The 18442-nt window shown below is 72.8% G+C and carries 19 protein-coding genes; 12 read left to right on the top strand and 7 right to left on the bottom strand.

Annotated features, from left to right (window positions below; genetic code table 11):
• Positions 1–48: 48 nt before the first annotated feature.
• Positions 49–273, bottom strand: coding sequence for a hypothetical protein (locus ACFPFQ_RS05190; RefSeq protein WP_379615296.1), 225 nt, complete (start codon positions 271–273; stop codon positions 49–51).
• A 121-nt stretch (positions 274–394) separates the two neighbouring features.
• Between ACFPFQ_RS05190 and ACFPFQ_RS05185 the strand changes: the two genes are divergently transcribed.
• From ACFPFQ_RS05185 to ACFPFQ_RS05135, 11 genes are all read left to right on the top strand, one after another.
• The gene (locus tag ACFPFQ_RS05185) at positions 395–1402 is read left to right on the top strand and encodes an AraC family transcriptional regulator (RefSeq protein WP_379615294.1); all 1008 of its coding nucleotides are present in this window, start codon (positions 395–397) and stop codon (positions 1400–1402) included.
• Positions 1403–1536: 134 nt separating this feature from the next.
• On the top strand, positions 1537–2751 hold the full coding sequence (locus ACFPFQ_RS05180; protein ID WP_379615292.1) for an acyl-CoA dehydrogenase family protein: 1215 nt from the start codon (positions 1537–1539) through the stop codon (positions 2749–2751).
• A 28-nt stretch (positions 2752–2779) separates the two neighbouring features.
• A complete protein-coding gene (locus ACFPFQ_RS05175) occupies positions 2780–3703 on the top strand; it encodes a VOC family protein (RefSeq protein ID WP_379615290.1) in 924 nt (307 codons plus the stop codon).
• 14 nt (positions 3704–3717) lie between these two features.
• Positions 3718–3993 (top strand): 2Fe-2S iron-sulfur cluster-binding protein, encoded by a 276-nt coding sequence (locus ACFPFQ_RS05170; protein WP_379615288.1) that lies wholly within the window; start codon positions 3718–3720, stop codon positions 3991–3993.
• Between the two features lie 36 nt (positions 3994–4029).
• A complete protein-coding gene (locus tag ACFPFQ_RS05165) occupies positions 4030–5238 on the top strand; it encodes a cytochrome P450 (RefSeq protein WP_379615286.1) in 1209 nt (402 codons plus the stop codon).
• A gap of 26 nt (positions 5239–5264) precedes the next feature.
• Entirely contained in the window at positions 5265–5663 is a 399-nt protein-coding gene (locus ACFPFQ_RS05160; RefSeq protein ID WP_379615284.1) for a YciI family protein, read from the top strand.
• Positions 5664–5868: 205 nt separating this feature from the next.
• Positions 5869–6591, top strand: a complete 723-nt coding sequence (locus ACFPFQ_RS05155; RefSeq protein ID WP_379615282.1) for a TetR/AcrR family transcriptional regulator — start codon at positions 5869–5871, stop codon at positions 6589–6591.
• A gap of 71 nt (positions 6592–6662) precedes the next feature.
• Positions 6663–7217, top strand: a complete 555-nt coding sequence (locus ACFPFQ_RS05150) for a phosphatase PAP2 family protein (RefSeq protein WP_379615280.1) — start codon at positions 6663–6665, stop codon at positions 7215–7217.
• Between the two features lie 222 nt (positions 7218–7439).
• On the top strand, positions 7440–8150 hold the full coding sequence (locus ACFPFQ_RS05145; RefSeq protein WP_379615278.1) for a GAF and ANTAR domain-containing protein: 711 nt from the start codon (positions 7440–7442) through the stop codon (positions 8148–8150).
• 29 nt (positions 8151–8179) lie between these two features.
• Positions 8180–8953: an ANTAR domain-containing protein gene (locus tag ACFPFQ_RS05140; protein WP_379615276.1), complete on the top strand. Its 774-nt coding sequence runs from the start codon at positions 8180–8182 to the stop codon at positions 8951–8953.
• Between the two features lie 32 nt (positions 8954–8985).
• Positions 8986–9129: a hypothetical protein gene (locus ACFPFQ_RS05135; protein WP_379615274.1), complete on the top strand. Its 144-nt coding sequence runs from the start codon at positions 8986–8988 to the stop codon at positions 9127–9129.
• A gap of 43 nt (positions 9130–9172) precedes the next feature.
• On the opposite strand, the gene ACFPFQ_RS05130 is transcribed toward ACFPFQ_RS05135, so the two are convergent.
• Together ACFPFQ_RS05130 and ACFPFQ_RS05125 are read right to left on the bottom strand one after the other, a co-directional pair.
• Positions 9173–11479, bottom strand: a complete 2307-nt coding sequence (locus ACFPFQ_RS05130) for a hypothetical protein (protein WP_379615272.1) — start codon at positions 11477–11479, stop codon at positions 9173–9175.
• Between the two features lie 171 nt (positions 11480–11650).
• On the bottom strand, positions 11651–12847 hold the full coding sequence (locus tag ACFPFQ_RS05125) for an MFS transporter (RefSeq protein WP_379615270.1): 1197 nt from the start codon (positions 12845–12847) through the stop codon (positions 11651–11653).
• Positions 12848–12938: 91 nt separating this feature from the next.
• On the opposite strand from ACFPFQ_RS05125, the gene ACFPFQ_RS05120 reads away from it, so the two are divergent.
• Complete coding sequence (locus tag ACFPFQ_RS05120) at positions 12939–13886, top strand: LysR family transcriptional regulator (protein WP_379615268.1); 948 nt, start codon at positions 12939–12941, stop codon at positions 13884–13886.
• Here the strand turns inward: ACFPFQ_RS05120 and ACFPFQ_RS05115 are convergent.
• The 4 genes from ACFPFQ_RS05115 to ACFPFQ_RS05100 are packed head-to-tail and all read right to left on the bottom strand — an operon-like array spanning position 13883 to position 18165.
• Positions 13883–15196, bottom strand: coding sequence for an MFS transporter (locus ACFPFQ_RS05115; RefSeq protein WP_379615266.1), 1314 nt, complete (start codon positions 15194–15196; stop codon positions 13883–13885). The genes ACFPFQ_RS05120 and ACFPFQ_RS05115 overlap by 4 nt on opposite strands.
• Entirely contained in the window at positions 15193–16116 is a 924-nt protein-coding gene (locus ACFPFQ_RS05110) for an alpha/beta fold hydrolase (RefSeq protein ID WP_379615264.1), read from the bottom strand. The genes ACFPFQ_RS05115 and ACFPFQ_RS05110 overlap by 4 nt, the downstream gene beginning before the upstream one ends.
• Before the next feature lie 31 nt (positions 16117–16147).
• The gene (locus tag ACFPFQ_RS05105) at positions 16148–17578 is read right to left on the bottom strand and encodes an amidase (protein WP_379615262.1); all 1431 of its coding nucleotides are present in this window, start codon (positions 17576–17578) and stop codon (positions 16148–16150) included.
• Positions 17575–18165: a TetR/AcrR family transcriptional regulator gene (locus tag ACFPFQ_RS05100; protein ID WP_379615260.1), complete on the bottom strand. Its 591-nt coding sequence runs from the start codon at positions 18163–18165 to the stop codon at positions 17575–17577. Before ACFPFQ_RS05100 ends, ACFPFQ_RS05105 begins: the two co-directional genes overlap by 4 nt.
• Between the last annotated feature and the right edge of the window lie 277 nt (positions 18166–18442).

The following is an 18442-nucleotide window of genomic DNA, read 5'->3' as shown; positions in this document are numbered from 1 at the left end:
ACCAGACCGCCGGCCACCACGGCCCCGCCACCTCATCACGGAAAGAGACTATCCGGACCCCCGGAGCTGATCCGGACGCAGCTGCAGCCCTGCCTCCTCCTCGAGCAGGCGGACGGCCAGCCGTCGGCGGCGCCGTAGCGCGCCACCGCGCGCCGGTAGGCGCTCTCCACGAGCGCGGACGCCCCCGTCGACCGGACACTCCAGCACGGCGACGCCGCGCGCGGCCGCCTGCTGCTGGAGCGGACCGCAGGCGGCGGTGGATCCGCTCGCCATGTCGATCCAGGTCGTCGATTGACAAGCGAAGCGGCGGTCGGGAAGCCTGCACTGACCGTCGACGAAGGGGTCGGAGGGTGACATGTCCGCGGCTTCCCTGCCCTCGCGTTCCGGTCCCCCGATGAGCGCGCCACAGCCGGCCATCACCGAGCACACTCCCGGGCGCATGCTCCTGCGGACCTCGTCGATCGAGGAGGCCGAGGACGGTGCCGCCCGGCTGCTCTCGGCCCATCGGCTGCGGGTGACCGACGGCCAGCTCGACGCCCGGATCCACGGCGTCTCGCTCGGTTCGGTCGCCCTGTTCCACATGGACTACGGCAGCGCCGTGACCGTCACCGGTCCACCGCTGGACGGCTACGTGGGGATCACGATCCCGCTGCGGGGCGTCCTGCGGGTCGACCACGCGCGGTCCCGGTTCGACGCCGTGGCCGGCCGGGCGGCTGCGGTGATCACACCAGAAGCGCCGATGGTCCTGCAGTGGAGCCGTGACCTGCGCATGTTCCTGCTGCGGATCGAGGTCACGGCGTTGCGCTCCTTCTCCCGCTGCCTCGGCCCCGGTGCGGGCGGGCTCGAAGCGGCCGAGACGATCCGGTTCGACCCGTTGCTCGCCGACCGGGCAGCGCTGGCGGGCGTGCTGGGCTGCGCGCGGATGATCCAGCTCGCCGCCGACCAGCTGGGTGTCGACGGCGGGTGGCCGCCTGCGGTGGCCACGCGGCTGCGCGAGCAGGCCATGATGACGTTGCTGCTGGCCCAGCCCCACTCCCGGCGCGATCAGCTCTCCGGCGGGCGTCGGCCCGTGTCCCGGGCGGCGGTGCGCCAAGCGGTCGACCTGGTCGAGGCGGACCCGGCCCGGTACCTGACCACGCCGTCGCTCGCCGTCGCGGTCGGCGTCGGCGTCCGGGCGCTGCAGGCCGGTTTCCAGCAGGCGCTCGGCACCTCGCCGCACGCCTACATCCTCGACGTCCGGCTGCGCCGGGCCCACGAGGAGCTGCTCGGGGCGTGCAGCGACGACGGCGCCACGGTCTCCGAGATCGCCCGGCGCTGGGGTTTCGTCAACATCGGGCGGTTCGCCCAGCAGTACCGCCAGGTGCACGGCGTGCTGCCCTCGGAGACGCTGCGCCGCACCTGACCGGTTCGCCCTGTCCGGATCGCGCACGGATCCTGTCCGATCAGCGTCGGACGCCCACCTGCGGATTCGCTGCTGGCTACGTTCGGTCTCCGTGGTCGAGAAGATCACCACGACCGACCTCAGGGAGATTCGGCATGAGCATCGTGCTCGACCGTCCCAGCGCCACCGACTCCGACCGCGAGCTCCGCGCGGACCTGGTGGCACGCGCCGCGAAGCTCGTCCCGCAGCTCGCCGCGCACGCCCAGCAGACCGAGGACCAGCGTCGCGTCGTCGAGGAGAACATCACCGCCATCGAGGAGGCCGGGCTCTTCTCGATCATGCAGCCGAAGCGGTACGGGGGGTTGGAGGTCGACTTCCGGACGAAGCTGGAGGTCACCCGCGAGCTGGCCCGCGGCTGCGGCTCGACGGCGTGGGCCACCAGCCTCCTCAACGTCTGCGCGTGGTTCACCGGACTGTGGAACGAGCAGGCGCAGGACGACGTCTGGGGGGAGCATCCGGCGAGCCGGATCGCCGGGGTGTTCGCGCCGACCAGCGTCGCCGAACCGGTCGACGGTGGCTGGATCGTCACCGGGAAGTGGGGCTGGGCGAGCGGTTGCCTGCACGCGCAGTGGGGGCTCGTCGGCATCCCGATCCTCGGGCCGGACGGCGCGCTGCAGGACCAGGGCCTGGTGCTGATCCCGATGGCGGACCTGACGATCGAGGACACCTGGTACGTCACGGGGATGAAGGGCACCGGCAGCAACACCCTGGTGGCCGACAAGGTGTTCGTGCCGACGCACCGCTACGTCTCGGTGTTCGGCCTGATCGGCGGCAAGGCCGACAACCCGCACCACGACGAGGTGCTCTACCGGGCCGCGTTCGTGCCGGGCGCCGCGATCATCCTGGTCGGGCCGCAGCTGGGGCTCGCGCAGGCCGCGCTCGACTTCGTGATCGAGAAGGCGCACCGGCGCAACATCGCCTACACCTTCTACGACGTGCAGGCCGACGCCCCGGTGGTGCAGCTGGCCATCGCGCGGGCGGCGTCACTCGTCGACAGCGCGCACCTGCACGCCTACCGTGCGGCCGCCGACATCGACGAGTGGGCGTACCGGGGCGTGTTCCCGAGCTACACCGAGCGGGCCCGGGTGCGCATGGACACCGGCCGGGCGATCGTGCTGGCACGCGAGGCGATCCGCGAGCTCGTCACGGCGCACGGTGCGTCGAGCTTCGCCGATGCCAGCCCGCTGCAACGGATCTGGCGCGACAGCGAGGTGGCCAGCCGCCACGCCGTGGCGAACCCGGAGATCAGCGCGGAGAACTACGGCCAGGCCCTGCTGGGCATCCAGGGCAAGGTCACCCCGCTCGTCTGAGCGGGCCCTGCCTGAGGAGGGACGGGACATGGGACTGCACAGGCTGTCCTCCGTGGTCATCGGCGTGCCGAACGTCGCGGAGACCGCGCGCTACTACACCGACTTCGGGTTGGCGCCCACCGGTGACGATGCGTTCGCGACCCAGGACGGCGGGGAGCAGTTGCGGCTCGTCGCGTCCGGGATGCGGCGCCTCGTCGAGATGCGGATCGGTGCCGATGACGGCGACGACCTCGGCCGGGTCACGCAGCGGCTCGCCGCGATGCAGGTGCCCACCGAGGCGGGGGAGGGGTGCGTCGCTGCGGTCGAGCCCGTGTCGGGGGTGCGGGTGGTCGTCGAGATCCAGCCGCGGCGCGACCAGCAGGCCGTCGCCGCCACGCCCTACAACGGCCCGGGTCGCACCGAGCGGCGCAACACCCGAGCCCCGGGCGTCGAACGGGTCGGGGCCGTGCGCCCCCGCAAGCTCGGGCACGTCGTGCTGGGCACCACCGACCTCGCGACCACCGAACGCTTCTTCGCCGACGGCATCGGCTTCAAGCTCTCGGACCGGATCGCCGGCGCCGGGGCGTTCCTGCGGTGCTCCACCGACCACCACAACCTCCTCGCGCTCGCGGCACCGGTGCCGTTCCTGCACCACACCTCCTGGCAGGTCGACGACGTCGACGAGATCGGCCGGGGGGCCGCCGCGATGCTCGAGGGCCACCCCGAACGGCACGTGTGGGGGCTGGGCCGCCACCACGCCGGGTCCAACTTCTTCTGGTACCTCAAGGACCCGGCGGGCAACTTCTCCGAGTACTACTCCGACCTCGATGCGATCCTCGACGACCAGCTCTGGACCCCGGAGACGCTCGAAGGAGCACGCGGGCTGTTCAACTGGGGCCCGCCGCCACCGCCGTCCTTCCTCGCGCCCGACGACCTGGGCGCGCTGATGGCCGGCGTGCACGCCGCGCCCTGACCGGGGCGAGATCCATGCCGCCGACCGCGTTCGAGGTCGAGATCGCCGGTTCCGGGCAGGTGCTGCTCGTGCCACCGGGGCGCTCGATCCTGGAGGTGCTGGAGGACGCCGGGATCGTGGTCCTGTCCTCGTGTCGCACCGGCACCTGCGGGACCTGCGAGGTGCTGGTGCTGGGCGGTGTCCCCGAGCACCACGACGAGGTGCTCACCGAGGAGGAGCGCGCCGCCGGCGAGGTCCTGCTCGTCTGCACCGCGAGGGCGAAGACCGAACGGCTCGTGCTCGACCTCTGACCCGATCACCCGACCCGATCATCCGAAGGGAGCACGATGTCCACCCAGGCGCAACCGACGTCCGATCTCGAGAGCTGGCTCGGCCTGCTCACCGTCCAGGATCTGGAGACCGACCCGGATCCGATCTTCGCCAGGCTCCGTGCCGAGGCGCCGGTGGCGTTCGTCCCCGCCATCCAGGCGTGGATCGCGACGAGCTGGGAGGTCTGCTCCCGGATCGCCGACGACGCCGACACCTTCCTCGGCGGCACCAGTCCCGTCCACGAGCGGGTCTTCGGCACCCCGCACGTCCTCGGTGCCGAGGGCGCCGAGCACAAGCAGCTGCGCGCCGCGATCGATCCGGCGTTCAAGCCACGGGCGTTCCGTGCCCAGCTCGACGCGACGGTGCGCCCCGCGGCGGAGGCGCTCGTCGAGAAGCTGCGCGGTCAGGGCCGGGCCGAGCTGATGGCCGACTACTTCGAGCCGATCAGCGTCCGCTGCGTCGGTGACGCGCTCGGGTTCGCCGCCGTCGACGACGACACCCTGCGCCGCTGGTTCCACGGCCTGGCCAGTGGCATCGCCAACATCATGATGGATCCCGGCGGGTTCGCGGCGGCCGACGCCGCCAAGGCCGAGATCCGGACCGTCGTCGAGGCGATGGCCGCGAGGCTGGTCGACCAGCCCGACGACGGCGTGGTCTCGCACTGGCTCCACGACGGGATGCCGGCGGGCAGCGTGCGCTCCCTCGACGGCCTGTACCCGTCGTTGCACGTGCTGCTGCTCGGCGGGTTGCAGGAACCCGGGCACGCCTGCGGTTCGACGTTCCTGGGGCTGACCACGCGGCCCGAGCAGCTCGCCCGGGCCGTCGAGGACCCCGCAGTGATACCCCGTGCGCTGGCCGAGGGCCTGCGCTGGATCGCACCGATCTTCAGCGGGACCAGCCGGATCCCCGCCGCTCCCGTCGAGCTCGCCGGGCGCAGCATCGGTGCGGGCCAGACGGTGTGGGTGTCCTACGGCTCGGCCAACCGCGACGAGTCCCAGTTCACCGAGCCGCAGGTCTACGACCTCGATCGGGCGGCCCAGCGCCACCTCGGCTTCGGCCGCGGCCGCCACGTCTGCTCCGGCGCGGCGTTCGCGCCACAGGTGGCCCGGATCGCGCTGGAGGAGTTGTTCGCCGCGTTCCCGGACGTGCGCCTCGACCCGGCCCACGAGGTCGAGGTCTGGGGCTGGATCTTCCGCGGACCGCGGCAGCTGCACGTGACCTGGTGACCTCATCCACGAGTAGGAGCAGACCCATGTCCGAACCCACGATGGCGTGGCGTGATCTGGTGGAGTACTCGGAGACGCACGACCTGCTGGCCAAGCGGCTGTTCGTGGTGTTCTCCAACCCGACCAACGGGTTGGGGCCGGTGCTCGAGAACCTCGACCCGCACGTCGAGCACCAGACCCGCCTGGAGCTCGACGGCACGATGTTCGCCGCGGGACCGTTCGCCAGCGACGACGAGCAGCAGTGGAACGGCGAAGGGATGTTCATCTACCGAGCCGAGTCGCTCGCCGCGGCGCGGAAGATCGCGGAGTCCGATCCCATGCACACCAGCGGGGCCCGCAGCTTCACCATCCGATCATGGATGCTGAACGAGGGCACCTTCTCCGTGCAGCTGTTCTACTCCGGCGGCAAACCGAGGATCGTCTGAGCGCGGCTCACCCCTCGTCGCCGGTGTGTCCCCGTCCGGACGGGCAGATCAACATTGAGGCGGTACGCACGAGATCGACGTGGTGGCGGAAATCGGGCCTGAAACCCGCCACCACGTCGATCTCGTCCGCGCGAGGCTCGGACGGGGCGACGCTGGTCGCCGATGAATCTCCAGGGCGGGTCGCGCGGCTGTCACAGGTCCCCTGATGCGTAGTGTGGGCGCCGCGATGGCCGACTCGTCCCCTTCCCGCCCGCTGCGCCGCGATGCGCAGCAGAACCTCGATCGCGTGCTGGAGCGCGCATCGCGCGTGTTCGCGGAGCGCGGCCTGGGCGTCGCGCTCGCCGACATCGCGGCCGAGGCGGGTGTCGGCGTCGGCACCCTGTACCGCCGCTTCCCCGACAAGGACGAGCTGATCCTCGCCGTCTACCAGGAGAAGATGCACGCCGCGGTCGGCAAGTCGGAGCAGGCCAGCGTCGCGTCGGACCCCGGTGCCGCCTTCCGGTGGCTCATCGAGGCGGGTGCCGCGGACTTCGCCAGCGATCGCGGATTCCGGGAGCTGGTACTCGGCGGGCTGACCGAGTCGCTGGGCTGGGCCCGTTCGGGACCGCCCACCGCGCTGACGGCCGCGATCGACCGGATGAACGCCTCCGTCAGCGGGTACCTCGCCGTGCTGATCGAACGGGCGAAGGTGGCAGGCGCGCTGCGGCCCGACGTCGAACCGACCGACGTCCAGCTGATCAACGCGGCCGTCCAGGCGATCGTCGGCTTCGCGAGCGACGCCCGGCCGGGCATCGAGCAACGGATGATCAGCATGATCCTCGAGGGGCTGCAGCCCCGCACCGATGTCGTGGCGACCTTGCCCACCCCGGCCCTCACCGAGGAGGAGCTGGGGCGGGCGGTCCGCTCGACCGGACGTCCGCGGCGCTGACCCACCCGGCGCTGACCCACCCGGCGCTGACCCACCCGGCGCAGCGGTGCCGGTCGCCGTAGGTTCGCGGCGTGCACCCCACATCCCGCCGGACCGGTGACCGCATCGACGACCTGGATCGGGCGATCTCCCGCGCCGTCTCGGAGATCCCGCCGAGCCCGTTCGACACGGTGATGAAGGCGGTCTCCCAGGCGGCCGATCACGGACTGTTGTGGTTCGCGACGGCGGCGCTGCTCGCGACCAGGCGCGGGGCGACGCGCCGGGGCGCCGTCCGCGGTGTCGTCGCACTGGGCTGCTCCAGCGTCGTCGCCAACGCCGTGCTGAAGCCCCTGCTGCCCCGGCGGCGACCGGCCGCGTCGGAGCTGCCCGCCTACCAGACGATCCCGGACCCGCCGACGTCGTCCTCGTTCCCGTCCGGGCACTCGGCGTCGGCGGCGGCGTTCGCCACGGCTTTCATGATCGAGAGTCCCGCGGTGGGTGTGGTGCTGGCTCCGCTGGCCGCGGCCGTCGCGTACTCCCGCATCCACGTCGGCGTGCACTGGGCCACGGACGTGGCGGCCGGGGCGGCGTTGGGTACGACCATCGCGCTCGCCTCCCGGAGGTGGTGGCCGGCGCCGGGTGCGTGAGGCGATCGCGCATCCCGCCCGCTGGGGCGCGCAGTCGACGACGAACCGCTGCTGCAACCCACGGGTGGTCCGGCCGCCGTTGCGGATCGGCGCTACGGTGGGGCCAGCACTGTCGGTGCCCGATCCCTCCCTGTCGTGCCCCGGTTCGTGGGAACCGCTGTGTACGACCCGGATCGGAGGCAACACCTGCCGTGGCCGGACCAGGCATCGTCAGGGGTGGTCGTGCCGCGGATCGGTGACGTCACTCGGGCGCTGATGGCCATCGACCGCCATGTTCTCGATGAGCGGGATCTGGCCGCCCGGATCTGCCGGGCCTGCGTCGACGGGCTCGATGTCGACGGTGCCGCGCTCTCGCTGTTGACGAGCACGCCCGCGCGGTTGACGCTCTGGGCCACCGACGCCACCGCCGACATGATCGAGGACATGCAGTTCACGTTGAACGAGGGTGCGTGCATGGAGGCGGCGGAAACCGGACGTCCGGTGTTCGTCCCCGACCTGGAGCACGGCACGGAGTCCGCGCAGTGGCCGATGTTCGCCGCGTCGGTGCTCGAGCGCACCGACGTCCGCGCCCTGTTCGTGCTGCCCCTGCAGTGGGGTGCCGTGAACCTCGGGGTGCTCGACCTCTACCGGTCGCGGCCCGGCCCGCTGTCCACCGACGCGATGCGCGACGCGATCGGCGTCGCCGATGCGGCGTCGTTGATGCTGTTGACGCTGCGCACCGACCCCGGGGATGACGGGTGGCTGGACCGCTCGACCGACAGCAGAGTAGAGATTCACCAGGCCACCGGCATGGTCCTGCAGCAGCTCGGGGCATCGGTGGAGGTGGCGTTGGCGCGCATGCGCGGCTACGCCTTCACCGAGCAACGGTTGCTCATCGATGTCGCGCGCGACGTGATCGCGCGGCGGCTGGACTTCGGCGAGGACATGGGTTGAGCAGGAAAGCCAGAGGGGTTGCAGCGGACATGAGTCCACCTGAAGAGCGCGATGGCATGCCAGGACGGGCGTTCGTCCGTCTCGCGGACACGTTGGTCGACGACTATGACGTGCTGGATCTGCTCGACCAGCTCGTCGCGTACTGCGCTGAACTGCTGGAATCGGATGCCGCGGTGATCGTGCTGGCGGATGCGCGCGACGCGCTCCGGGTCATGGCCTCCACCAGCGACGACGCGGAGTTCATGGAGCTCATGCAGCTCCAGAACGATGAGGGCCCGTGCCTGGACTGCTATCGCACCGCGATGCCGGTGAGCGTCGCCGATCTCGACGACGCGGGAATCCGGTGGCCGCGGTTCGCGGCCGCGATCGCGGAACGGGGCGTGTTCGGCTCGACGCACGCGCTGCCGCTGCGCCTGCGCGGGGAGTCGATCGGGGCGCTGAACCTGTTCCGCCGCGGGACCGGTGACCTGTCGGTGTCCGATCGCGAGCTCGGCCAGGCTCTCGCGGACGTCGCCACGATCGGGATCCTGCAGGAGCGCGCGATCCGGCGCGGCGAGGTGGTCATCGAGCAACTCCAGTCCGCGCTGAACAGCCGGGTGATCATCGAGCAGGCCAAGGGGGTCGTCGCCCAGCGGTTCGGGCTGAGCATGAACGACGCCTTCGCGCGGATCCGCCACCACGCCCGGACGACGAACCAACGACTCGGTGAGGTGGCCCGGCTCCTCGTGGAGCGAGACCTGCTCCCGGATACGTTGATCGTGCCGGGCTCGACCGCCCGCCGCCGGACGGGCCCGACCTCGTAGCTCGGCTCGTCGCGCTCGGAGGGCAGCGGGAGGTGCTCGCGCGGCGGATCGCGGGGAGCTCGGTCGACGACATCGCCGCAGCGCTGGGCTCGACGCGTGCTGCGGTGCACGCCGTCCAGCACGCCGCTCTCGTCGCGCTGCGCAGCGAGATCGGCGGGGTCGCGGTCCGGTTCTGAGCGGGCGTCTCGGCTGGTGTGTCCCCGTCCCCGCTCATCGCGATCACGGGAGGGTGCGGGGAGCGGCTTCCGGTGTGCCCGGTGCGGCCGGGGGGAGCCGCTCGGCGAGGTCGGCGACGGCCTGCTGGAACGCGGGGTCCCGCGGGTACATCGAGTGCCGGCCGGGGGCCGGGTAGCTGAGGTCGCCCGGGACGGGGGAGTAGCGCGGGTCGACGAGCTGCCGGTCCACCGGATTGCGGCTGACCGGGCCGCCGAGGTGGTCGCTGCGCCGCCAGAGGTTGAGCCAGCGCCGGTCGTCGCCGACGGCGCGGTCGAGATCCTTGAGCTGAGCCTCCCCGAGGTAGAGCGGGAAGTAGTCGGCGTAGAGGCGTTGGAGGACGCAGCCGTAGGAGAGGAACGCGACGTGGGCGAGGTCCACCCGTTCCTTGTCGGGGTGTGCCTGCAGCTGCAGCAGTGCGGCGGCGGTGATGACGGTGCCCTGGCTGTGCGCGGCGAGCACGAGTGCTCCGCGGGGCAGGTCGGACGCCTCGCCGGACAGCCCGTTGACGTGCCAGCGGATCCGTTCCTTGAGGTCGGGAACGGTGCGCTCGGCGTAGCAGGGCGGCGCGAGCGGGTGCACGGAACGGGGCCAGAACGAGGCCAGGTCCCAGAGGATCCCGACCGATCGGCGAGTCCTTCCGACCCGGAACACCGCGGCGCCGAGCCCGACGAGCAGCACCAGGCCGCCGGCGGCGGCGTAGGCGCCGAGCTGGTAGGTCCACTCCCATGCCGACAGCCACGGCGTGTCGGCGGGCGCCGCCACCGCGAAGGCGAGGGTGACGGCCGTGACCACCGCTGCCGTCGCGGTGACGGTGGCGAGCAGCGCGACCACGGGTGTGCCGACGGAGTCGACCAGCCGGGCCTGCCAGAAGATCGACAGGATCTGTCGCGGCCGGTCGGCCCGGGGATCGGTGACCGCCGGGTACCCGGCCCCGAGCGGCCCGGCGAGAGCGCGACGCCGGCTGCGTACGGCGGCCACGACGCCGACGGCGAGCGCGACAAGTAGCCCGGCGAGTGTCCAGGTGAGCGCCTCGGCGGCGGCCTGGAGCGCGGGTGGCACCACCAGGTCCCGGCGGCTGCTCTCCATCTTCCCGATGCCCGGCGCGACGTCGCCGGTGGCCAGCCAGGTGGCGACGTAGATGTAGGCGCCGGCGCTGAACACCGCCCCGAGCAACGTGCCCAGCGCGACGAACATGGGCGCCCGCCAGTTCGCCAACCCGGCCCCGGGCCGTCCGGAGACCACGACGATCGCCAGCACGAGCAGCAGCTGCACCGCGAAGCCGATGCTGATCAGCAGGTCGTACCCCGGTAGGCCCGGCGCAGTGGTGGTCGTGACCTGGCCGGTCGCGAGCGCGACGGCGGCGAGTGCGGCCGAGACGGTGACGGCCGTGAACGCCGCGCGCTGGGTCCCGTTCGCCTCCGGTGTCGCCCGCGCCGAACGTCCGACGACCGACGGGGTGCACAGGGCGACGGCGACCGTGACGAGCCCGGCGGCCGCGGTCGCCGCCACCGCCCAGAACCACACCGCCCCGAGCGTCGTGGACAGGACGGTGAGCATGCCGGCGGCACCGCCGGCGAGGTGCAGGCGCCGCAGCCGGTCGACCATGTAGGCGCCCCGCCACATCCATTCGCTCGCCATCGCGGGGTCTGGCTCGTCGGGGTCGCCGCTGGTCGACGGCGCGCCGAGCGGCTTGCCGTCGGGCACGTGCTCGTAGCGCTGTGCCGAGCGACGGCTCAGCAACCACAGGATGATCAGCACGGCCACCGGGAGCGCCGCGCCCACCAGCAGCCGTGACCCCGGTGGCAACCCGGTGAGCCAGCGCGCGAACCAGTCCGGCAGCCCGCCGCATCGCACGTCGATGTCGGCGGCGGAGCCGCCCTGGGTGCCGCCGCCGCACTGCCAACCGACGAGGTCGGCGCCGATCCCCGTCATCGCGACGAGCAGCGCGACCGTCGCCGCGAGCGCCGCGAGCCGGTGGAGCGCGAGCTGCAGGAGCAGCCGGCGGTTCGTCCGACGCAACCGCGAGGCCACGTTGATCACGGCGAAGGGCAGGAGCAGGAGCCACAGCGCGCGGCTCGGCGCCCCGGAGGTCAGCCCGCCCCACGCGTATCCCTCGAGGTGGGCCGCCGTCGTGGGAACCGCGGCGGGTGGGATCGGCTCGTCGAGGGTCTCCGCAGCGAGCTGGGGCCGGTAGAAGCCGGCCGTGGTGTCGCCGGCGACCTGCCGGACGAGCGCGCGGTCGAGCAGCTCACCCGCGGGCGTGCCCGAGACACCGTGGACCCGAAGCTCGACGACCTGCCGCTCGATCATGACCAGCTCCGGATCTCCGCAGTCCCCGTGGCTCGACGATTGTGCAGCAAGCCGCGACCCGTTCGACCGCGCCAACCTAGTGGCCACGGCGCCGATGTCGGGACGTCGGCGCGGTGGCCAACGGGTCGGCGCGGTCGAACGGGGCGACGGGTGCTCGTCCGGCACCCCGCATCATGGCTGCCGGCGGGGCAGCAGCAGCGGGGTGGCGAGCAGGAGGAGGCCGGAGAGGGTGATCGCGGCGAGCGGGCCGGTGCAGGTGGCGAGGACGCCCCAGAGCGCCATCAGGGCGGCCTGCACGAGCCTGCTGGCGGCCGTCCACGTCGTGAGCACCTGGGCGGCGTGGCCCGCGGGGGCGCGCTGCAGGCGCTCGGTCGCGGAGATCGGGTTGAAGATGCCCATGCAGGTGATCAGCAGGCCCTCGACGATGATCACGGTGACGAGCCCGGGGACCCCGGGGCCCACCAGCGCGAGGCCGAGCGGGAACAGCGACCGCAGCCGGCCGGTGACGATGAGGACCCGGTGCCGGCCCCAGCGGGTCGTGAGGCGGCCCGACAGGCGCGCACCGGCGAAGCCACCGAGCGCCGGGATGCCGAAGGCGAGGCCGTACTGCCAGGCCGGGTAGTGGTACTGGCCCAGCAGGAGGACCGCGAGCAGCGGGCTGGTGGCCATGATCAGGCCGCTGACCAGTATCCCGTTGAGGAACAGCCGCCGCAGCACGGCGTCGTGGAGGATGAACCGCCCGCCGGCCAGCAGGTCGGCGCCGCGCAGGGTGGTGGCCGGGCCCCGGGTCGGGTCACCGGGCGGCGCCACGTCGCCGCCCCGGATGCGCCCGACCGCGAGTGCGGACAGCAGGTAGCTGGCGGCGTCGGCCGTGACGGTGACGACCGGGCCGAGCAGCCCGATGAGCGCGCCGCCCAGGGGCGGGCCGGTTGCGGTCGCCACCCACATCGCGGCCTCGAACCTGCCGTTCGCGACGAGGAGTTGCTCCCGCCCGACCACGTGTTTCAGGTACGCGCCGGAGGCGGCGCCGAAGGTGATGTTCGCGGTGGCGGCGACGACCGAGACGGCCAGCAGCTGTCCGTAGGACAGCGCGCCGGCGAGGTAGGCGATCGGAACGCTCACCATCGCGAGGAACCGGGCCAGGTCCATCGTCATCAGCACCGGGCGTGCGGCCCGACGGTCGACCCACGGTCCCAGCGGGACGGCGACGACCGCAGCGACGGCGAGCCCGGCCGCCTCCAGGACCGCGACGGCGAACGCCGTCGCGTGCAGCTCGCGCACCGCGAGGAGGGGGAACGCCCCGAAGGCGATCCACGAGCCGTAGGTGCTGACGGCGTAGGACGCCCACAGCCAGTGGAATCGCGACATCCACTGATCCCACCAACCGTGCCGGGGCCGGGGCGAACAACCGGCTCGCGGCGAGCCACAACGCTCGGTTGGGCACGCTTAGGCTGCACCCGTGGATGTCGAGGCGGTGCGGTCGTTCGTCCGCGCGGCGGAGCTCGGCCGGCTGCAGCATGCGGCCGACGAGCTGGGCGTGACGCAGCAGGGCGTCTCGAAGCGGATCGCGACCCTCGAGCGCGAGCTGGGCGTCCGGCTGTTCATCCGCACCGCACGCGGGGTGGAGCTGACCGTCGACGGCCAGGTGTTCCTCCCGCACGCGCGGGGCATCGTCGCCGACGTCGAGCGCGCCCTCACCGCGGTCCGGCCGGGCTCGCGGGCGCTGCGGATCGACGTGCTGGGCCTGCGCAGCGCCCAGGCCGTCGTCCTGCACGACTACTGGCGCGCGCACCCCGAGATCGCACTCGACGTCGTGACCATCCGGGCCGACGACCCGCGCGTTGCGGTCGCCGCCGTCCGGGCGGGTGAGGTCGACGCCTCGTTCCGCACCGTCACCGATCCGGCCGGCCTGCCACCCGCCGTGCACATGATCCACGCGTTCGACTCGCCGCTGGAGGTGCTCGTCGGCCCCCGGCACCCCCTCGCCCGCGTGGCCGCGGACGGCACGGGAACGCTGACGCCGTCGCAGCTGCGCCGCCACCGGATCCGGGTGCCGGGCATTGCCGCCCGCAGCGAGTGGGCCGTGTTCTACGACCAGCTCGCCGCCGAGTTCGACCTCTGCATCGACGCGGCGGGCCCGAACTTCGGCAACGAGGTCCTCCTCGACGTCCTCGCCGACTCCGCGGAGGTGGCCACCCTCGTCGGTGCCCGCGATCGGTACCTGTGGCCGCCGACCCACGACCTGCGCCGCATCCCGATCAGGGGTCCGGCGCTCGTGTACCCGATCTCGCTGCTGTTCGCCGGAACGCGTCCGCATCCGGCGCTGCGCGCGATCACCCGGCACTGCCGGAGCCTCGCGCCCGCACCCGAGCCGGCCTGGCGACCGATCTGGGCCACGACGCCCTAGCGCTGCATGGCCGCGAAGCCCGGCCGGCCTTCCTGTCCGATGTCGGGGATGCGGACCACGCACGCCGCGCCGACGAGGCCGAGCACGGCGATGCCGCCGAAGAGGGCGGGGAACCCGCCGACCGCGAGCAGCGCCGGCGCGACGAGCGGCACGAGGGCGACGGGCAGGGTGGCGGCGATGTTGAGCACCGCGAAGTCCTTCCCCGCCGACTCGGCGTCGGGCAGCATGCGCAGGCAGAGGGCGAAGTCGGTGGCCAGGAAGGTGCCGTAGCCCAGCGACATGATCCCGGTGCCCAGGTAGGCGATCGGGATGTCGGGGGCGAGAGCCACGACCACGAGCCCGGCGGCGAGCACGATGCCGCCGAAGAGCACGAACGGCTTCTGCCGCTGGATCCGGTCGGAGAGCCAGCCCGTCACCCAGGCGGTGACGGCGACGCAGGCGATCGCGAGCAACGTCAACAGGAAGATCATTCCCGGCACCGCGTCGGTGGGCACGGCGAAGCGCTGCGTGAACAGGAACGCCAGGTAGCTGTTGGCCGCCCACGCGGCAGTGATCAGGAAGCGCACGGCCCACGCCCAGCCGAACGCGGGGTGCTCGCGCGGGCTGACCCAGTACGAGCGCAGGATGATCCGCAGGTCGAGTGGCGGTTCGCCCGCCGGCACCCGGTGCTGGGGATCGCGCACGAGCACCACGGTCATGAGCACGCCTGCCGCGCTCAGCACGCCGACCACGAGCCACTGCAGCCACGGGACGGCCGGCACGGCGCTCACCACTGCGAAGCCGACGACCGGGCCGGCGAGTGCCACGAAGGCCACGACCCCGGACACCATTCCCCGCCGCTGCGGGGCCACCTGGTCGGCGGCCAGCGCGGCGGTCGCCGCGAGCTGGAAGCTGACGAGCACCATGGCGAGTGCCCAGCCCAGCGCCACCTGCCACACCTCGGTCGTCCAGCCCATGATCACCAGCAGGATGGCGGCGCCGAGGCCGCCGGTGAGGATCCAGGTGCGGCGCCTGCCGAAGCGGGCCGCCGTGCGGTCGCTGATCCTCCCGCCGAGCGGGTTCGCGATCAGCCCGGCGAGACCGCCGACGCCGGTGACGATGCTGAACGCGGACGTCGCCTCGGCCCCGGCGATCACGGTGAGGTGGGTGACGAGCAGCAGGTTGATCGGTACCGCCGTCATGATGTAGGCGGCGGCGTTGGTGCCGACCAGCGCGCCGACCAGTCGCCGCTGGCCGGTCGCCTGGACGGCCGCGATCCCGGAGGGGGACCCGGTGGCGACGACCGGCGGGAGCACCTCGTCGGGGATCATCGCCGGGCTCCGGCCGCGGCCACGACCTCGAGGACGGCCTCGCGCACCGCCGCGGGATCCTCCTGGGGGATGAGGTGCCCGGCCCCCTCGACGACGACGACCCGCCCGTCCGGCGCGGCGGCCATCAGCTCCGTCGCGACCCGGTTGAACAGCAGGCGCCCCTTGGCCTTCGCCCTGCCGCGGTCGATCCGCCCGGCCTGCAGGCAGACCGTCGGGACGTCCGGGGTCCCCGCCGCCTGCAGCCGGCGCATCGTGCGCAGCGCCGGTGCCACCTGCGCGGCCTCCTGGCAACCGGCGCGCATGGCGCGGGCGTTGGCGTAGTCGCGCACGAGGATGTCCACATCGGACGCGGAGATCGACGGCGAGAGGTGCGGCAGTGTCAGCTTCCTGATCAGGTTCCGGCGGCCGAGGCGTGCGAGCAGTGCCACGGCGCGGAACGACCAGGCGAGCACCCGGCCGTCCCCGTCGCTCATGATCTCGGCGAGGGTCGCGTCGACGAAGACGAGGCCGGCAACGCGCTGCGGGTGGCGCTCGCCGAACAGCCGGATGATGGGCCCACCCCAGCTGTGTCCGACCAGCACGACGGGCTGCTCCTCGCCGAGGCCGTCGAGCAGGGCGGTGAGGTCGTCCACGATCCGTTCGAGCGTCCGGTCCTGCGGGTCGGGATCGCTGCCGCCGTAGCCGGCGCGGTCGTAGGACACCGTGCGGTGGTGCGCACCGATCTCGCGCTGGGTGTGCACCCACGACGCGGCGGGCGCGCTCATGCCGGCTTCGAACACGACGAGCGGACCGTCGCCCTCCCCGGCGGTGATGGTCCGGAGCCTGCGCCCATCGGGCAGCAGGACGACCTTCTCGGCCAACCCCGCTCCGGGGTCGAGGTGTCCGGGACTGCTGCCGGTGGCGCGACGCTGCGTTGTCATTGGATGCTGCGTTGTCATCGGATGCGGCCTCTCACTGGGACCAGCAGGGGGGATGGACGTCGTTCCACAGACCGGCGTGTTCGAGCTGTGTGGCGAGGGCCAGCAGCTCGGCGTCGTGCTGCCGGCGTCCGACGATCTGCACGCCGAAGGGCAGGCCGTCGCTGTCGAGGTGGGACGGCAGTGCGACCGCGGGCTGGCCGGTGAGGTTGGCCCACGGGGTCGGGGCCGACCAGGCCAGCATCGCGTCGGCGACGCCCGCCACCCCGTCGGCGTGGAAGTGCCCGAGCGGCACGGGTGGCCCGCTCGTCACCGGGGTCAGCGCGACGTCGTAGCCGTGGAGGGCGGCGAGGAACGTGCTGGCGTACCGGGCCAGCACGGTCTGGCTACGGACGACGTCGCTTCCGCGCAGCGCCCGACCCGCGGTGTGGAGGAGCCGGGTGTAGGGCAGCAGCAGGTGCTCGCGGTCGGCCGGGACCGCCGCCGACACCACGGCGTTGACGGCGTAGGCGAACATCGTGCGCAGCGCGGAGGCGACCGGTTCGGCGCAGCGTGCCGGGATCGCGACCTGGTGCAGCTCGTGGCCCAGCTCCTGCAGCAGCTTTCCTGCTCGCTGCACCGCGTGGACCGCTTCGGGATGGGCATCGCGGCCGTCCACACCGGTCTCGGTCCACATCGCGATGCGCAGCGGCCGCGGGGCCACCGCGATGGCGTCGGCGAAGCGGCCATCGGGCCGCCAGCCGTACGGGTCGCCGGGTGCGGGCTGCGCCATCACGTCCAGCAGCAGCGCCGCATCCTCGACGGTCCGGGCGATCGGGCCCTCGGCGGTGGTGCTGATCAACGACGTCGTCGGCTCCGCGGAGGTGACCAGCCCGCGGCTGGGCTTGACCCCGACGAGGTGGCAGGTGGCGGCGGGGGTGCGGGTCGAACCGGCGCCGTCACCGGCCTGCGCTAGCGGGAGCAGCCCGGCGGCGACGGCGGCGGCGGCGCCCCCGCTGGAGCCGCTCGCGTAGCGCGTCGGGTCGTACGGGGTGACCGTGGCCCGACCCGCCACGTCGTTGTCGGTGAAGCAGGTGGCCCCGAACTCGGCGGTGTTGGTCTTGCCGACGAGCACGGCGCCCGCCTTCCGCAGCAGACCCGCGGTCCAGGCGTCGGCCGGTGGGACGAACTCCGCCAGCGCGGCGCAACCGAAGGTCGTGCGCACGCCTGCCGTCGCGTACAGGTCCTTGATGCCGATCGGGAGCCCGAGCAGGGGCGACCACTCGCCTGCGGCGATTCGGGCGTCGGCGTGGGTGGCCTCCGCGGTGGCGAGCTCCGGCGTGACGGTGGCGAAGGCACCGAGCTCATCGTCGAGCTTCTCGATGCGGTCCAGGTAGTGCCGGGTCAGCTCCCGGGAGCTCACCTCACCGGCCCGCAGCGCTCGCAGTTGCGCCGCGGCGGACAGGTCGTGCAGCGCGCCGCTCACGGCGTCGCCTGATCGGCGGAGAGGAGGGCCCCGGTCAGGAAGCGCCACGCCACCACCGTGACCGCGTCCAGGAACTCCGGTGTCAGCGGCTGGCGACCCAGCATCCGGTGGTGCATCAGCGGTCCCTCGACGAGGTCGCCCACGAGCGCGAGATCGGGGACGTCGCCGATCTCGCCGCGCTCGGTCGCGCGGACGATGGCGGTGCGCAGGGGCTCGCCCCGGCGCTCGGCCATCCGCCGGAAGGCGAGCTCGGCATCGGGGTCGCGCTGCAGGTCGGCCAGCAACCCCATCAGCCCGTCGATCCACTCCGACGACCAGGACGCGGCGAAGTCCTCGACGATGGCCCGCAGGTCCGAGCGCAACGTGCCCGTGTCGACCGCCGCGACGGGCGGCAGGTGCTCGGCGAGCGCATCGACGACGAGCTGTGCCTTGCTCGACCAGCGCCGGTAGACGTCGGTGCGGTGCGCATCGGCCTGCGACGCGACCTGGCTGAGCTTCAGCGCGTCGTAGCCCCCGCTCGTGAGAAGGGACCACGCCGCGTCCAGCAGTCGCAGTTCGAGATCGGGATCTCGGGGGCGCCCGGCCACATCAACCTCATTTCGCTACATGTTGTAGTCGAATGAGGATAGGGCTGCGCCCGTCGTGTGCGCAATGCCGGATCAGGGGTTGGTTCGGGAGCGGCAGGCGCGCCGGCGGCCGGCTCGACCAACGGTGCCGTGATCAACGCCCACCTGCTCATGGTCAACACCGAACCGGTGGGCGTTGATCACCAACCGCACCCCCTGCCCAGCTCTCCAAACGTTTGCATCAACGCGACGGCCACCGGCATCGATCTGGTCCACCTCGGCAACTTCCCGCCGCAGT

The organism is Pseudonocardia sp. GCM10023141, from assembly GCF_042653605.1.
Note: the sequence above shows the minus strand (reverse complement) of the source record. Positions and strands in the feature narration are given on the sequence as shown.

Excerpts from the sequence above, each read along its gene's own strand:
- ACFPFQ_RS05190 (WP_379615296.1), bottom strand. The coding sequence starts at position 273 with ATGGCGAGCGGATCCACCGCCGCCTGCGGTCCGCTCCAGCAGCAGGCG.
- ACFPFQ_RS05185 (WP_379615294.1), top strand. The coding sequence starts at position 395 with ATGAGCGCGCCACAGCCGGCCATCACCGAGCACACTCCCGGGCGCATG.
- ACFPFQ_RS05180 (WP_379615292.1), top strand. The coding sequence starts at position 1,537 with ATGAGCATCGTGCTCGACCGTCCCAGCGCCACCGACTCCGACCGCGAG.
- ACFPFQ_RS05175 (WP_379615290.1), top strand. The coding sequence starts at position 2,780 with ATGGGACTGCACAGGCTGTCCTCCGTGGTCATCGGCGTGCCGAACGTC.
- ACFPFQ_RS05170 (WP_379615288.1), top strand. The coding sequence starts at position 3,718 with ATGCCGCCGACCGCGTTCGAGGTCGAGATCGCCGGTTCCGGGCAGGTG.
- ACFPFQ_RS05165 (WP_379615286.1), top strand. The coding sequence starts at position 4,030 with ATGTCCACCCAGGCGCAACCGACGTCCGATCTCGAGAGCTGGCTCGGC.
- ACFPFQ_RS05160 (WP_379615284.1), top strand. The coding sequence starts at position 5,265 with ATGTCCGAACCCACGATGGCGTGGCGTGATCTGGTGGAGTACTCGGAG.
- ACFPFQ_RS05155 (WP_379615282.1), top strand. The coding sequence starts at position 5,869 with ATGCGTAGTGTGGGCGCCGCGATGGCCGACTCGTCCCCTTCCCGCCCG.
- ACFPFQ_RS05140 (WP_379615276.1), top strand. The coding sequence starts at position 8,180 with ATGAGTCCACCTGAAGAGCGCGATGGCATGCCAGGACGGGCGTTCGTC.
- ACFPFQ_RS05130 (WP_379615272.1), bottom strand. The coding sequence starts at position 11,479 with ATGATCGAGCGGCAGGTCGTCGAGCTTCGGGTCCACGGTGTCTCGGGC.
- ACFPFQ_RS05125 (WP_379615270.1), bottom strand. The coding sequence starts at position 12,847 with ATGTCGCGATTCCACTGGCTGTGGGCGTCCTACGCCGTCAGCACCTAC.
- ACFPFQ_RS05115 (WP_379615266.1), bottom strand. The coding sequence starts at position 15,196 with ATGATCCCCGACGAGGTGCTCCCGCCGGTCGTCGCCACCGGGTCCCCC.
- ACFPFQ_RS05110 (WP_379615264.1), bottom strand. The coding sequence starts at position 16,116 with ATGACAACGCAGCGTCGCGCCACCGGCAGCAGTCCCGGACACCTCGAC.